At 64.6% G+C, this 15,328-nt stretch carries 10 protein-coding genes; 7 read left to right on the forward strand and 3 right to left on the reverse strand.

Going from position 1 to position 15,328, the window contains the following annotated elements:
• Positions 1-39: 39 nt before the first annotated feature.
• A complete protein-coding gene (locus BWR02_RS04875) occupies positions 40-1,716 on the forward strand; it encodes a cell division protein ZapB (RefSeq protein ID WP_139556632.1) in 1,677 nt (558 codons plus the stop codon).
• A 12-nt stretch (positions 1,717-1,728) separates the two neighbouring features.
• On the opposite strand, the gene BWR02_RS04880 is transcribed toward BWR02_RS04875, so the two are convergent.
• Positions 1,729-2,502, reverse strand: coding sequence for a proteasome-type protease (locus tag BWR02_RS04880; RefSeq protein ID WP_139556633.1), 774 nt, complete (start codon positions 2,500-2,502; stop codon positions 1,729-1,731).
• Between the two features lie 360 nt (positions 2,503-2,862).
• On the opposite strand from BWR02_RS04880, the gene BWR02_RS04885 reads away from it, so the two are divergent.
• From BWR02_RS04885 to BWR02_RS04905, 5 genes are all read left to right on the forward strand, one after another.
• Positions 2,863-4,275 (forward strand): hypothetical protein, encoded by a 1,413-nt coding sequence (locus tag BWR02_RS04885; RefSeq protein WP_139556634.1) that lies wholly within the window; start codon positions 2,863-2,865, stop codon positions 4,273-4,275.
• A 143-nt stretch (positions 4,276-4,418) separates the two neighbouring features.
• Positions 4,419-4,973: a hypothetical protein gene (locus BWR02_RS04890; protein WP_139556635.1), complete on the forward strand. Its 555-nt coding sequence runs from the start codon at positions 4,419-4,421 to the stop codon at positions 4,971-4,973.
• A 91-nt stretch (positions 4,974-5,064) separates the two neighbouring features.
• Positions 5,065-6,219 (forward strand): efflux RND transporter periplasmic adaptor subunit, encoded by a 1,155-nt coding sequence (locus tag BWR02_RS04895; protein WP_139556636.1) that lies wholly within the window; start codon positions 5,065-5,067, stop codon positions 6,217-6,219.
• A gap of 15 nt (positions 6,220-6,234) precedes the next feature.
• The gene (locus tag BWR02_RS04900) at positions 6,235-9,366 is read left to right on the forward strand and encodes an efflux RND transporter permease subunit (protein WP_139556637.1); all 3,132 of its coding nucleotides are present in this window, start codon (positions 6,235-6,237) and stop codon (positions 9,364-9,366) included.
• A 2-nt stretch (positions 9,367-9,368) separates the two neighbouring features.
• Complete coding sequence (locus BWR02_RS04905; protein WP_162560018.1) at positions 9,369-10,826, forward strand: efflux transporter outer membrane subunit; 1,458 nt, start codon at positions 9,369-9,371, stop codon at positions 10,824-10,826.
• A gap of 423 nt (positions 10,827-11,249) precedes the next feature.
• Here BWR02_RS04905 and BWR02_RS04910 read toward each other — a convergent pair whose 3' ends face one another.
• Together BWR02_RS04910 and BWR02_RS04915 are read right to left on the reverse strand one after the other, a co-directional pair.
• The gene (locus BWR02_RS04910; RefSeq protein ID WP_236101930.1) at positions 11,250-12,482 is read right to left on the reverse strand and encodes an OmpA family protein; all 1,233 of its coding nucleotides are present in this window, start codon (positions 12,480-12,482) and stop codon (positions 11,250-11,252) included.
• A 258-nt stretch (positions 12,483-12,740) separates the two neighbouring features.
• A complete protein-coding gene (locus tag BWR02_RS04915) occupies positions 12,741-13,406 on the reverse strand; it encodes a response regulator (protein WP_139556639.1) in 666 nt (221 codons plus the stop codon).
• A gap of 226 nt (positions 13,407-13,632) precedes the next feature.
• Here BWR02_RS04915 and BWR02_RS04920 point away from each other — a divergent pair, with 226 nt between their 5' ends.
• Positions 13,633-14,943, forward strand: a complete 1,311-nt coding sequence (locus BWR02_RS04920) for an MraY family glycosyltransferase (RefSeq protein WP_139556640.1) — start codon at positions 13,633-13,635, stop codon at positions 14,941-14,943.
• Positions 14,944-15,328: the final 385 nt, after the last annotated feature.

Here is a 15,328-nt window from a genome sequence, read left to right on the forward strand (position 1 = left end):
GACCGCAGGGAAGCGCTTCAACATTGCCGGTTCGTGCGCATGAACGGGCATCTGTCGGCGACGGCGGCATGCCACCGTGCCCCCCGCTCCCGTTGGTGGAGTGCGTCGCTCACGCTGGCAGCGATCCTGCTGTCCCTGTCCCTCAGGGTCGGACCGGACGCGGTGGCGGCCGAGTCGGGTCCCGTGACGGCGCGGAAGCGGGACGTCCCAGGTCGCGCGGAGGACGCGCCCATCTCCGTCGGACAGGTCAGCCAGCTTTTGAAACGACTGGAGGAGCAGAACGCGCGCCTGGCCGAACAAAACGCCAAGCTGATGGAACAGAACGCGCGGCTGGCGGAGCAGAACGACTCGCTGGCAAGGCAACTGGTCGAAGGCGCCAAGGGTCATTCCGATGCGAGTGCTCGCCAAGGGGATCCGCTCTCGGTGGATTCGGCGTCCCGCGCACCGCCCAGCTTGACCACCAGGCCGGTCGTCGTGGCCCCACCGCCGGCCCGGCCCCAGCCGCCCAAGCAGGCCATCATCGATGCCGACGAGGACGATCCGGCGGGTCAGATCGTCGTCGCCCGGCGCCAGCAGGGGCCGATGCCTTTCGAACTGCGGGCCGATCTGTTCACGCAGATCCGCTACACGAACTTCGCACGCGATCAGGACTACTGGATCGATAGCGCCGGCAACCTCCAGCCGCTGAGCAGCTTCGATTCCTTCGAACTGACCCGCAATTTCATCCAGTTCTCGGGGTATGCGCTGGATCCGCGCCTGCAATTCACGGCGAACATCTTTTCGTCGACGGCGATCAACAACACGGTCTACCTGGGATGGATAAATTACCGGTTCAACCGTGCCTTCGACCTCCGGGCCGGCAACTGGATCGTGCCGGGCACGCGCGAGTGGCTCGAATCCTTCCGCTACACGCTGGGGGCGGACCGGTTGATGGCGACGACCTTTTTCCGCCCGAATATCAGTCCGGGGGTCTGGGCGCAGGGTGAGCCGTTCGACAATGTGCACTACGTGGCCATGGTCGCGAACTCACTGAATCGGTTCAATCAGGGCGTGGACCGAATCGGGACCTCGATCGCCTTCGGCGGTACGGTCTGGTGGGAGCCGATGGGGTCCTTCGGGCCGGGGCCGTCGGATATCGAGCACCATCCTCGCCCGAGTCCTCGTCTCGGCACCAGCTTCGCCTTTTCCCGCGAGTCGAATCAGGGCTTCGGCGCGACCGAGAACGGGAACCCGGAGGACACCATCCTGCGTCTATCGGACGGGACACCGCTGTTCCGGCCTGGCGCGCTGGCGCCCGGGGTCGAATTGTCGAAAGCGAACGTTAACTTGTGGGCGCTCGACGCTGCCCTGAAGTATCGCGGCTTCACCCTGTCGGGCGAGTATTTCCTGAGGTGGCTCGACGGCTTCGATTACCGCGGCGGTACCTTGCCCATGGACTCGTTGTTCGACCACGGAGCCCTGTTGCAGACCGCTTATTTCGTGATTCCGGGCCGGCTCGAAGGGTTTGCGCGCAGTTCCTTCGTCAGCGGTCGTTTCGGCGGCGGGTACGAGGTCGGTGGCGGGGTCAACTGGTATCTGCGGGCGTCCCGCGACTGGCGGATGACCTTCGAGGTGCTGAACGTCAACCGCTCGCCAGCCCAGAATCTGCTGACCGGATACCGGGCCGGGGAGAGCGGGACCCTGTATCAGCTGCAGTTATTCACCGATTTTTTCTGAGTCCGGACCGCATCAAGCGGGCGACGACGAGTCTTCCCAGGCAAACCGGGGCAGTTCCCGGAAGCCCCGGGCCAGACTCTGTTCCCAGCTGCGGGACAATTCCACGAGTTCCGGCGAGTCGGCCAGGAACTTGAGGCGGTGCGACAGCGCCAGCGAATCGCGGGGATAGATGGCCACCTCGAAAGGCGGCGCGACGGTGAGGTTGGAACGCGCGGTTCCGTCGAGCGATACCAGGCACAGGCGCGCGCCGTGTTCCAGCGACAGCTCCTGATTGGCGAAACGATCCAGAACCGGTTTGCCGAACTTGTTTTCCCCGATCTGCAGATACGGAGTCTCGCGGGTGGCCGAGATGAAATTGCCCTGGGGATAAATCAGGAACAGACCGTGCGGCTGCCCGGCGATCTGGCCGCCCAGGATCAGGGTGGCCTCGGGACTGACACCGGCCTGGCGCAGGGCCGGACCGTAGTCGTTCTGGACCGCGACCATCAACTGGCCGATATAGGCGGCCGCCTCGAAGAGATAATTCGCCGTGAGCAGGCTGACACCCGGCTGCAGTCCCTGGGCCCGCGCATTCTCGGCGTAATCCAGGTCGCGGCGTATCCGGTTCAGCACGTCCTGTGTGGTCGCAAGGCTGCCGGCGGCGAGCAGCACGAACAGCCGATCCGGTGCCGGTTGAAACACGTGCAGCTTGCTGAACGAGGAGATGTAGTCGACCCCGGCGTTGGTCCGTGAGTCGGACGCCATCACCAGCCCTTGGTCGAGGCACAATCCGACGCAGTAAGTCATGGCGGCGAGTCTCGCTAGTAGGTGCAGGGTTGACGGGAGGCCGGCAAGTCCCCGGAGGGATCCCGTCGTGACGAGGTCAGGCGGGAAAGCATACGGGATCGCACGCGTCGGGTCGAGTTGTGCGGGGTGCGCCGCAAAGCCGATCGGTACCGCCGCCGGCAGGAGGTGCCCCGGGTCCGGTTCTGCCCTCCATGGCGCGTCACGCGGTTCCGCAGTACATTGCCGGCTTTGGCTCGACGAAGCCGAACGGCCGCTGTCGCCTTGCGCGGCGGTACCTCAGGAGCAATTCATGCGAAGAGACGACGCCATGCGAGGATGGGGGGGCGTGACCATACTGCAGACGACGACAGGGAACGCGCGATGGGCGGTCTGAAGCCTGCGGCTGTCGCTTGCGGGCTGCTGCTGTCTGCCGGTCTCGGCGGCTGCACCCTGGTCAAGGGCACATTACAACTCCCGGACCTCGCCTTGCAGGCGCTGCTGCCTTTCGTACGGAAGCCGCAGAGTGATCCGGTCGAAGTGCAGTCGAAGGTCATTCGCTTCGCCGATCAGTACCTGGAGGCGGTGACCCGCAACATGCGGTTGCTGCAGCGGGACGGCAAGCCGATTGGTAAACGAGAGCTCACCCGTCGCCGTATCCAGTACACCAACGAGGTCCTGGCCATCACGACTGGGGCCAATGCCTACGCGAATCTGCTCGACATGGTCGTCCTGGTCACGCTGACACGGATGCGCGTCGACAACTACTGGAAGGAGCAGTCCAAGAACCAGGACATCAAACCGGTGTTGCAGGCTTTCCGGGAGTCGGAAGCCGAGATCTGGCGCATCAGCGCAACCGTGCTTGCGCCCGATCAGCAGGCCGAACTCCGCGCCGCCCTAACGGAATGGTTGGGCCGCAACCCCAAGCTGCGTTTCACGCCCGACATGGCGGATCTCGATTTCGTTTCGGAGATCCGTAAGTTCAGCCGGAGCCGTTCCTCCTCGGCTCCCGCCAGCGTGTTCAGCCTGTTGATGATCGATCCGCTGTCCGGGCTCGACCCGGCGGCGAAGGAACTCGCCGAGACGCGACTGATGGCCGAGCGGGCCTTGTTCCTGTCGCGGCACCTGCCCGAGCTGATTCGCTGGGAAACCGAATATTTCACACTGAACACGGTGGAGGTGCCGGAGATTTCGAAACTCCTGGCGGACACCACGAAAATGTCGGAATCGGCCGAGCGTGTCAGCCTGTTGTCGCAGCAACTGCCCGAGTTGATCAGCAATGAACGCGCGCAACTGGTCGAGACGCTGAAATCTGAGCGCCAGGGATTGACGACGCTGGCAGCCGAATCAAAGCAAGCCTTGACGGCCGGCAAGCAGATGGCCGATTCGGCCAATGCGACCTTGAAGTCGTTCCAGGTCGTAATGGCGCAGTTGAACGCCCGGCCGCCGGACCCGAACGCCGAGCCGTTCCGCATTGCCGAGTACACCGCCGCGGCGGCGCAGATCAGCCAGACCTCCGAGCGCCTCGCCGAACTGCTGGGTTTGTTCAACCAGACCATCGGCGCCGCGAACGCCCAAACCCTGACCGAGCGACTTGACGTCGTGACCCGCCAGGCCGAAACCCGCGGCCGTGATCTCGTCGACTACGCCTATCGCAAGCTCCTGATCGCGGCCGCGCTGATCGGCGCAATGGCGCTGGGCTTCGCGCTGGTCTATCAGCTGCTCGGCGCCGCCCTGCGGCGGCTGTTTCGGCGCTGGGCGCGTCCGGCACCAGCGGCGGATGGCGGGAGGGACTGACGCGCCGCTGGGAGCGCTAAGGGCAACGCGGATGGGCTGCAGGGCAAACATGGCCCCGTGCGTCGCGACGTGATAGCATTTTTTCGCCGTAAAGTGGCCGCCGTCCGGCATCGGGCCGCAAGAATCGATTACAAGGATCCATCATGCAATTCGTTCGAACCTCCGGCGCTCGTCTGACGTTTCCCGCTGTCGCGATCGGGCTGGCGGGCTCTTTGCTCTTATCCGGGTGCGCCTCCCAGACAACCGCACCGCCGCCGACGACCGCCGAGCTGTGCGCCTCGCTGAAGGATGTCGTCGCGCAGTCGGAAACCCGCTTCCGCAAGTTCAAGACGACCCCGACGATCAGCCCATTTTCCGGCATGACGAAATGGGAAACGCGGCCGGTGTTCCCGGATTCCCAGTGCGATGTGTTGGAATGGGTCGGTGGCCGCACGAACTACGCCTGCACCTGGCCTGACGGATCGGAGGCGGAAGCCCGCGCGACGTACGAAAAAAATGCCGGTTTGATTGCCGGTTGCCTGACGGCGCCATGGTCCAAGGCCGAGACCCGCGGGCAGACCGGTGGCGCGACCACTTTCACACAGCGGGGCAAGTCGACACAGGTCGTCATGCGCTACTTCAAGCCCCGCGGTGGCTTTATGCCGACTTGGGAAACCTCGCTGACCATCGGTGACGAAATCACGTCCGAGCCGCGCTGAGGCCGTGCCGAGCGTTCGTCGCCGCGAGTCACCTCGCCAGACTCTGCCGGGGTCGTTGCCGGATCGGCAGCGACCGCAGGGCCTCCCGTCCATGCTCCGAAAGCTGGGCCTGTGTGTGCCCCTGCTGCTGGCCGCGTGCGACCAGACTGCGGATAAGCCGCCTCCGCAGCCGGCGCCGCCGGCCGTCGAGGTGGTCGCGGCCACGCAGCGCGACGTGCCGATCTACCGCGAGTGGGTAGGCACGCTGGATGGCATGGTCAACGCCGAGATTCGCGCTCAGGTCACCGGTTATCTGGTCAAGCAGAACTATCGCGAGGGCGATCTCGTTCGGAAGGGCCAGTTGCTCTACGAAATCGATCCGCGGACCTTTCAGGCGGCCGTGGATGCGGCCAAGAGTTCCCTGGCCCGCGAGGAAGCCGAACTGATCACGGCGCGGCTGGAACTGGAGCGCATCCGCCGGCTGTTGCCCCAGAATGCCGTGAGTGTGCGGGATCGCGATGCGGCGGTGGGCCGCGAGTCCACGGCCGCCGCGGACGTGCTGACGGCCAAGGCGAGCCTGCAGAAGGCGCAACTCGACCTCGCATTCACGCGCATCGTCTCGCCGATCGACGGCATCGCCGGAATCTCGAAAGCCCAACTCGGGAATCTGGTCGGACCCGGTACCGGCGATGCCGTGCTGACGACCGTATCCAAGGTCAACCCGATCCGTGTGTATATCTCGATCAGCGAGCAGGAGTATCTCGCGTTCAATCGCGCGAACCCGAGCGGTTCGGATGGTCGCGGCACCGGGATGGAGCTGATCCTGGCCGACAACTCGCTGCATTCCGAACGCGGCCAAGTCTATTTCGCCGATCGGCAGGTCGATTCCCGGACGGGCGCGATCCTGCTCGCGACACTGTTTCCGAACCCCGGGAATCTGCTGCGGCCGGGCCAGTTCGCGCGGGTGCGCGCCATGACCCGCATCCAGCCCGCGGCCGTGCTCGTACCGCAGCGCGCTGTGACCGAGCTGCAAGGCATGGCGCAGCTGGCCGTCGTGAAACCGGACAACACGGTGGAATTTCGCAAGGTGCGAACCGGGGAGCGCGTCGGATCGCAATGGGTGATCGACCAGGGGCTGCGCTCGGGCGAGCGCGTCATCGTCGAAGGCATCCAGAAGGTGAGGCCGGGAATGCCCGTCCAGCCGCAGCCCTACCAAGCGCCCCCGGAAACCCCCCCCCCGGTCTCCGGGGCGTCCCGGCCAGGCTAGGGCGCGCCGCCAGCCATGGCGCAATTCTTCGTCAACCGGCCGACGGTCGCGATCGTCCTGTCGATCTTCCTGGTGTTGCTCGGCCTCGTCGCAATGGCCGGGCTGCCCATCTCCCAATATCCCGACATCGTTCCGCCCGAGGTCCAGATCTCGACCACCTTCACGGGAGCGGATGCCGTCACCGTCGAGCAGTCGGTCGCGACGCCGATCGAGCAGCAGATGTCCGGCGTCGACAACATGAATTACATGTACTCGGTCAACGCCAACAACGGGCAGGCCACGCTGCGCGTCAATTTCGACGTCGATTCGGATCCCGACACCGGCCTGATCCTGAGCCAGATGCGGAAGTCGCAGGCCGAGTCGCAGCTCCCGGTCGAAGTCAGGAACTTCGGCATCAAGGTCGAGAAATCGACGGCTTCGCCGCTGCTGATGTTCGCGCTGTACTCGCCGAACGGCACCTACGACAGTGTTTTTCTGGCCAACTATGCCTACATCAACATCAATGACCAGATGACCCGCATTCAGGGCATCGCCAGTGTCACGGTGTTCGGCGCAGGGCAGTATGCGATGCGGATCTGGGTCAAGCCGGATCAACTGGCGAAGCTGAACATCACGATTCCCGAGATCATGGCCGCGATCGACGCCCAGAACACCGTCAATCCGGCTGGCCGGATCGGTGGTGAACCGGTGCCGCCCGGCCAGGAGTTCACCTACGCGGTGCGTGCGCAGGGCCGGCTCGTGACCGAGGAGGAATTCGGCAATATCGTGCTGCGCGCGAACCCCAGCGGGTCGTTGGTCCGCATCAGGGATGTCGGCCGCATCGAACTGGGCGCGCAGACCTACGACATGCGCGGCCGCTTGAACGGGAAGCCGGCCGCGCTGGTGGCCCTGTACCAGCAGCCGGGTTCGAACGCGCTGGATGCGGCGAACGGGGCGAAACAGCTGATGAGCGAGCTGAAGCAGCGTTTCCCGGCCGATCTCGACTACATGGTCGCGCTGGACACGACGCTGGCCGTGACCGCCGGCATGGAAGAGATCGTGCAGACGCTGTACGAGGCGCTGATCCTCGTGATCCTGGTGGTGTTCCTGTTCCTGCAGGGCTGGCGCGCGACGCTGATCCCGTTGCTGGCGGTGCCGGTGTCGTTGATCGGCACCTTCCTGCTGTTCCCGATGCTGGGGTTCTCGATCAACACGCTGTCGCTGCTCGGGCTGGTGCTGGCGATCGGTCTGGTGGTCGATGATGCCATCGTCGTGGTCGAGGCGGTCGAACATCAGATCGAACAGGGGCTGTCGCCGCGTGAGGCGACGTTGAAGGCCATGGCCGAAGTCTCGGGGCCCGTCGTGGCCACCAGCCTCGTGCTGATCGCGGTGTTCCTGCCGACGGCGTTCATCCCAGGCATCTCGGGCAGCCTGTACCAGCAGTTTGCGGTCACCGTCGGCGTGTCGGTGATGATCTCGACCTTCAACGCGCTGACCTTGAGTCCAGCGCTGTCAGCACTGCTGCTGCGCCCGCGGCAGCACGCCGGACTGATGCAGCGCTTCTACGATGCGTTCAATCGCGCCTTCGGCATCGCGACCAACGGGTATGTCGGTGTGTGCGGGTTTCTGATCCGCAAGAGCCTGATCAGCGTGCTGCTACTGCTCGGCATCGCCGCGCTGTCCGGCCTGATCGGGAAGGGCCTGCCGACCGGGTTTTTGCCGGAGGAGGACCAGGGCTATCTGTTCGCCGGCATCCAGCTCCCGAACGCGGCGTCGCTGCAGCGGACGGACGACGTGGTGCGGCAGGTCGAAAGCATCCTGGCCGAGACGCCCGGCGTCGAAAGCTATTCGTCGGTGATCGGCTACAACATGCTGAGCCAGGTCACCAATACCTACAGCGCCTTCTTCTTCATCGCGCTGAAGGACTGGGAGCAGCGCACCGCGCCCGAGGAGCAGTACGAGGCGATCAAGATGCGGATCAATGGCCGGATGCGGCAGCTGAGCCAGGCGATCGGCTTCGCGTTCTCGCCCCCGGCCATTCCCGGCATCGGCACTTCCGGCGGCGTGACCTTTTTGTTGCAGGACCGCGCCGGCCGAGACCTGGCCTTCCTGTCCGACAACGTCCAACGCTTCCTCGAGGCGGCGCGGCAGCGGCCGGAGCTCGCTTCGGTCAGCACGACCTTTCTGCCGACGATTCCGCAGGCCTTCGTCGACGTCGACCGCGACAAAGTGCTGACGCGCGGCGTCAACCTCGCGGACGTCTATCAGACCCTCCAATGTTTCATGGGCAGCGGCTTCGTCAATTATTTCAACCGCTTCGGCCGGCAATGGCAGATTTATGTGCAGGCCGAGGGCGAATTCCGCACCGATGCCAACCAGCTGGGCCAGTTCTACGTGCGCAGCAGGGAAGGGGGCATGGTCCCGCTGGCGGCGCTGACCAGCGTGCGGAACACGCTGGGGCCGGAATTCACGATGCGCTACAACCTGTATCGCAGCGCACAGATCAACGCCGCCGCGAGCCCCGGTTACAGCTCGCTGCAGGCGATGCGGGCGCTGGAAGAGGTCTTCGCCGACACCATGCCGAAGCAGGAGATGGGCTACGACTATCTGGGCATGAGTTACCAGGAGAAGAAGGCGCAGCAGGGGATTTCGCCCCTGGCCATCTTCGCGTTTTCGTTGTTGGCCGTGTTCCTGATCCTGGCCGCGCAGTACGAGAGCTGGAGCCTGCCCTTCAGCGTGTTGCTGGGGACGCCGATCGCGGTGTTCGGAGCGTTCTTCGCGCTGATGGTCGGCCGTTACGAGAACAACATCTATGCGCAGATCGCGCTGGTGATGCTGATCGGACTCGCCGCTAAGAACGCGATCCTGATCGTCGAGTTCGCGAAGTCCGGGGTCGAACAGGGTAAGCCCCTGGTCGACGCGGCGCTGGAGGCGGCGCGGCTACGGCTGCGGCCCATTCTGATGACCAGTCTCGCCAGCATTCTGGGCTTCCTGCCTCTGTGTCTCGCGTCGGGGGCGGGTGCGCTGGCGCGGCAGGCGATGGGCTTTGCGGTTCTCGGCGGCCTGATCGCGGCCTCGTTCATCGCCGTGTTCCTGATTCCGGTGTCGTTCACCCTCGTCGAGCGGCTGCGCCAGCGCGCCCAGGGCTCGGCTGCCAAGAACGGTTGATGGTGCGCGCCAGTCTCGTCTTTTTCCTGATGGCCGGCCTGTTGGCCGCCGGGTGCTCCTGGAAGGTGGGGCCGGATTACGAGCCCCTGCCCAAGGCTGTCCCGGCGAAATGGCGTTTCGGGGTCAAGGAAGTGAAGGATGTCACGAACACGGCCTGGTGGGAGCAACTGGGCGATCGCCGTCTCGATGCGCTGATCGAACGCGCCCTGCGCGGCAACCTCGATCTGCAGGTCGCCGCGGCCCGGGTCGATCAGTTCATGGGTTTGTACGGGTCGGCCCGTTCCATCCTGTTCCCGCAGATCTATGGCCAGGCGGCGTATCGCCGGCAGCAGATTTCCGCCGGTCAGTTCGGCGTCGATCCGGCCCTGTTCGGGGGCATTCCCGATACCAACATTGGCCAGCTCGCGGCGACGATGGAATGGGAGATCGACGTCTGGGGCAAGCTGCGCCGGACCAAGGAAGCCGCGCGCGCCGACTTGCTGGCGCAGGAAGCCTTTGAGCAAGGCGTGATCCTGACGCTGGTCAGCCAGGTTGCGCAGACCTACATCGTGCTGCGCGAACTGGACAAGAACCGCGACATCACGCTGGAGATCATGGGGATCCTGCGGGAACAGTTACGCATCGCCGAGGCCCGGTTCCGGGAGGGCTTTACGTCGCAGCTCGAGGTCGAGCAGGTGCGTTCGGAACTCGAGCGCCGCAGTGCCAACCTGCCGCTGGTCGAGCAGACGATTGCCGAGACCGAACACGCTCTCAAGGTGTTGCTCGGCGAGAATCCGGGCACGATCATCCGTGGGCTGACGCTGGACGAACTGAAGATGCCCGCCGTGCCGGCCGGTTTGCCGTCCGATTTGCTGGGGCGCCGTCCCGACATCCGCCAGGCCGAGCAGGCCCTGATCGCCGCGAACGCCCGCATCGGCGTCGCGCGCGGCCTGTTCTTCCCGCGCATCTTCCTGACCGGCGATATCGGGCAGGTCAGCCAGGACCTGGGCAACATCATGTCGCCCAATGCCAACTTCTGGACCGTCGGTTCCAACGCCCTGCTGCCGATCTTCACCGCCGGGCGACTCGCCGGCGAGGTGCAGGCGGCCGAGGCGGTGCAGCGCCAAACCGTTGCCGCCTACCGTCAGGCCATCATCAATGCTTTCCGGGAGTTCGAGAATGCGCTGGTCGACAGCCGCAAGGCGAAGGAGCGGCGCGACCACCAGTCGCAGCGCGTCGCCTCGGTCGATCAGTATTATCGGCTCGCGAAGTTGCGCTACGACGAAGGCTATACCGACTTCATCACCGTGCTGGACTCGCTCCGGCAGCTCTACGAGGCGCAGATCGACCTGCTGTTTGCGCAGCGCGAAACCTTCGTCGCCACGATCCAGTTGTATCGGGCCATGGGCGGTGGCTGGATCGTCAAGGCCCGGGGCAAGACCTACAACCCGCGCCCGGCCGAAGCCCAGATTGTTCCTTGAGAACCGCTGCCGGATTGCGCGTGTCGTGCGCACAGCGCACGGCTGAGGAATTGCGTAACCGCGGTTCGTGCGCCGTGCGCACGAAATCACGGCGAGGCCGTGTCGGCTGAGTGTATGCGGGGAATCGAAAACGCGCGGGTGCGGAGCAGGTAGTGTGTAACGCACGCGCCTTCCACTAGTCGAGGCGGCGAATAGCAGAAGATTTGGGGGGGAATGCGGCGTTACACGGACGCAAGGCTACAAAACCTTCGAGCCGCGGGGTATCGTCAATTTGTGCGAGTGCGCTTGACGGGGAGAATGTGCAAGGCGCGGGCTTCGGGGGGAGGAACACGCGTGCGACCGCCCCACAAAAGACAAACCCGCCATGCGGCGGGTTTGTCCGGACCCTTCCGTGGGCCTGATTCGGTCCTGACCCGTCAGGCGTTATTCGCCCATCCAGACCAGTTCCACGCGACGGTTAACCGAACGCTCTTCCTCGGTGCGGTCCGGCGATACCTTCGGGTACATCTCGCCGTAGCCCTTCGGGTACAGGTTGTTCGGCACGCCCTTCATCTTCAGGTAGTCGACCACCGACGCCGCGCGACGCTGCGACAGCTTCATGTTGTACTGGTCCGTACCCTCGGTGCTGGTGTGGCCCTGCACTTCGATGTCCTTGGTCTCGCCCGAGGCGATCAGACCGGTCGACACTTCGTCCAGGATGCCCTTCGCCGTCTCGGTCAGTTCCGCCGAGTCGTAGTGGAAGTTCACACCGCGCAGTTCGATGCGGACCAAGCAGCCGTACTCGTCGACCTTGGCGCCCTTCATCGTGCCCGGGCACTTGTCGTCGCAGTCGTTGACGCCGTCGCCGTCCGAATCCTTCGTCGAGCAGTCGTCAACCGCCGCCGGCGCTGCCGCCGCCACCGGCACCGGCTTCTCGCCCAGCGGGATCACGAAGCCCGCGTTCACGACCAGATCGTTCAGCACCGAGGCGTTGTAATTGCCGCCCTGGGCGATGGTGTTACCGTTCTGGAACATGCCCTGGTAGCGCACGTCGCTGCGGAGCAGGAAGTTGTCGGCCAATTCATACGTGGCGCCCACACCGAACTGCCACTGGAACATCGGCTGGGTGTTGCCCGAGCCGAACGCCGTGCGATAGCTGGTGTTGTTCGCGCCAAGGCTGGCCACCGCATACGGCGAAAAGACATCGCGGTCGAAGAAGAACAACGCATCGGCCGATCCGCCCGTGACGTCGGTCTGGCCGCCGACCCCCGGTCGGTTATTGGAATAGTTCATCCAGAACCCGCGGATTTCCAGATTCAACCATTCGTTGATGACCTTGCCGATGCCCATGCCGCCACCCCAGGCACCGAAGGCCTTGCGGTCGCCGCCGGGCTGCATGAAGGTCGCAAAGGGGGCGAGGTACCAGCGGTCGTCGGCACACTGGGCATCGGCCGTGGCGACCGAGGTGCCATCCGGACAGGTGTAGGTCGAGGTCATCGCCGCCGCAGCGGTATCGGAGGCGGCCGGGGCCGCTTCGGTTCCCGTTGCCATCGGGTCGGCAACCATCGTTTCGTCGGCCGGGCTCATGCCGGTTGCATCGGTAGCGCTCTGCGCTGCGACTGGCCCGGTAGCCAGCGCACTGAGCAGGGCGGATGTAATCAGGGCACTTTTCCTCATGTAAGACTCCTTGTTTCGCGTCGCAATGACTGGGTGATCGGTACGTAACGTCTCAGAGCGGCTCGGAGGGCGGTTCCGCTCACGAAGGCTTCGGGTTCTCGAGTCCGTCGTGTTGCTGAAAAGAGCAAAAAAGATGTAATTTCGCAACCATCGGGTCCTAGCATGCCAGAAGCCCTATTGGCTAACAAGCCGCGAGCGATTACCGGGAGAACGATGGTTGCGGGCCGGGCAGGCGCGAGGTAGCCCGCTGGTGCGGGCTCAGTTGCGCGTGGAGGGCTCGACCACGCCGCCTTGTGTCTTGGTGGACGCTTCGACGATCGAACGAACGCCGAGCTTGCGGTACAGCGTCCGAACATGCGTGCGCAGGGTGTTGATGCTGACGCCCATCGTGTGGGCGGCCTGCTTGTAAGACTGTCCGGATCGCAGCAGCAACAGCGCCTCCCGTTCACGGTTCGTCAGCTGATTCAGATCGGATGTCTCGGAGCGGATCGCATTCAGCAGCGTATCGAGCGCTGGGCGCGAGATCACGGTATCGCCGTCGAGGACACGGTCGACGTTGTCGGCAACATCACGCGAACTGCCGGTCTTCACGATGTAGCCCGAGGCGCCTTCGCGCAGCGCACCGAGCACCATGCCTTCCCCTTGGCTTCCCGTGATCACCACCACTTTCGCCTCGGCGAACCGGGCCCGGAGCAACGGGATCGAGTCGAGTCCTCCGATGTCCGGCAGGCCAAGATCGAGCAACAGAAGATCGGGACTGATATCGGTTGTGCGCAGCAGATCGTGCAGGCAGGCGAACGCGCCGACGAACTCGGCCCGTTGGTGCCGGGAGATGCAATGCTGAATGAAGCGAGAAATGACGGGATCGTCTTCAACGATCACCGTGCGAACGCGGGCGGATTCGTGAGTCGCGATGGCGCTCATCCGGTAAAGGGTCTAAGTGACGCGAGACAGGCCGCACATTAATAGCACGACTAGGCATTCTAGGCTAGCGACTGCGACGCAGCCGCGTGGGGATCGGGAATTCGGACGGTAGGGGTGCGCACTACAAGACGTAGGAACCTGCCTACGCATCATCATGCGAATGGTGCCCAGATCGAGTTAACCGTATACTGCGCATGGACTAAGGCGGAATGGAGTTTTTGCCGATATGTCGTATTTGAAGTCGCTGATTTCTGCTTCAAAGCGGCCCCGTCTGCTATCGGGGCATGAATGGCGTCTCGGTCGTTCGCCGCGTTTCAGGCCGACCGTGCCGCAGTACCGACTCAAGGTCGACAGTGCCCCCGCGCAACGCACTGCCTGCTTGTTGGCACTCAACGTCCTGCTGGTTTCACTCACGGTTCTGTCTCACCCCCTGTGGACTTCCTGCGTCACGGCGCTGCTGTTGACCGTGACCCTGGTCTGGTTGCTGGAGCTGCCGGCTGCCGCACTCGGCCTCGTCGACAAGCCCCAGGGGCGTAAGGCCCACGATTGCGTGACGCCACTGACCGGCGGGCCGGCGATCCTGTTCGCAGCGGCGATCGTGATGCTCAGCGGCTGGTGGCCCGCCACGATCCTGCCGTTTCTGATCGTGACCGGCCTGGTCGGTGCGGTGGACGACCGGCGGGGGCTCTCGGCAAGAATGCGGCTGGGCGCCATGACGGCCATCCTGGTGGCGATGGTTTATATCGCCGGCCATGGCGTGACCGATCTGGGCAACCTGTTCGGTTTCGGCCCCATCGAACTGGGTGCCGCCGGCAGTCTGGCCTTCACGATCCTCTGCGGCGTGGGCCTGGTCAACGCCATCAACATGGCGGACGGCGTCGATGGTCTCGCGGCGGCCCACGTCGCGAGCAGTCTAACGGCCCTGCTGTTGGCGGCCTGGCTGTCGACCGGCGCTTTCCCGCCCGAACTGCCCGTGATCATCGCGGCCGTGGTGGGTTTTCTGGTCGTGAATTCGCGCCATCCGTTCAATCCGCGGGCGCAGGCCTTCCTTGGCGATAGCGGCAGTATGATCCTTGGGGTCTGTCTTGCGTGGTATGCCATCAGCTTGAGTCAGGGTGAGCAAAAGGCGCTGCCGCCGGCAGCGGTATTGTGGATTCTCGGCCTGCCTGTCATCGATACGCTGAGGTTGATGATTCAACGCCCGCTGAAGCGCGGTGTCAGCCCGTTTTCCGGTGCCCGCGACCACCTGCATCACATCCTGCAAGCCCACGGAATGACGCCTTCCGCGACGACCTGTACGTTGGTCGCCGTCAACATCGTGTTCTGCGCCGTCGGGGTCCTGGGTGCTCACTTCCGCGTTCCCGAACCAGCACTGACCTACAGCTTCATCGCCGTCGCATTGCTGTTCTGGACCCTGACACCACGGTCACCGTTCATCGGGTATTGTGGACGTGATGTTTCGGAGTGCCCGAAGGCCGTGATCAATGGTTGCGAGCTCGCTACCGCTTGCGACGACGGACACCCGAACCCGCGCTGAACCTCCTGCCCAGCGACCCGCGCTCAGATAAGGGGCACTTCAATGGTGCCCCTCCCGTCCTGACCGCAACCCCGACGCCGTGTCGCTGGGGGCCGTGCGCCGGCCCGAACCCCGCCCCAGGCCGTCATTCCCGCGCAAGCGGGAATCCAAGGGTCCGGCAGAGCCTACGCATTTCCTGTAGGAGCCCGGCCCTCCGGGCGAACCATCGATACCCTGGCCGAATGCCAATTCGCCGAGAGGGCTCGGCGCCTACAGGGCGGGTGCGGCTCCGCCAGCGCGGCTGTGCGCCGGCCCAAACCCCGCCCCACGCCGTCATTCCCGCGGAAGCGGGAATCCAACGCCCTGGCCGTATCCGCGCATTTTCTTGTAGGAGCCCGGCCCTCCG

Origin of the sequence: Methylotetracoccus oryzae (assembly GCF_006175985.1) — a bacterium.
GTDB lineage: Bacteria > Pseudomonadota > Gammaproteobacteria > Methylococcales > Methylococcaceae > Methylotetracoccus > Methylotetracoccus oryzae.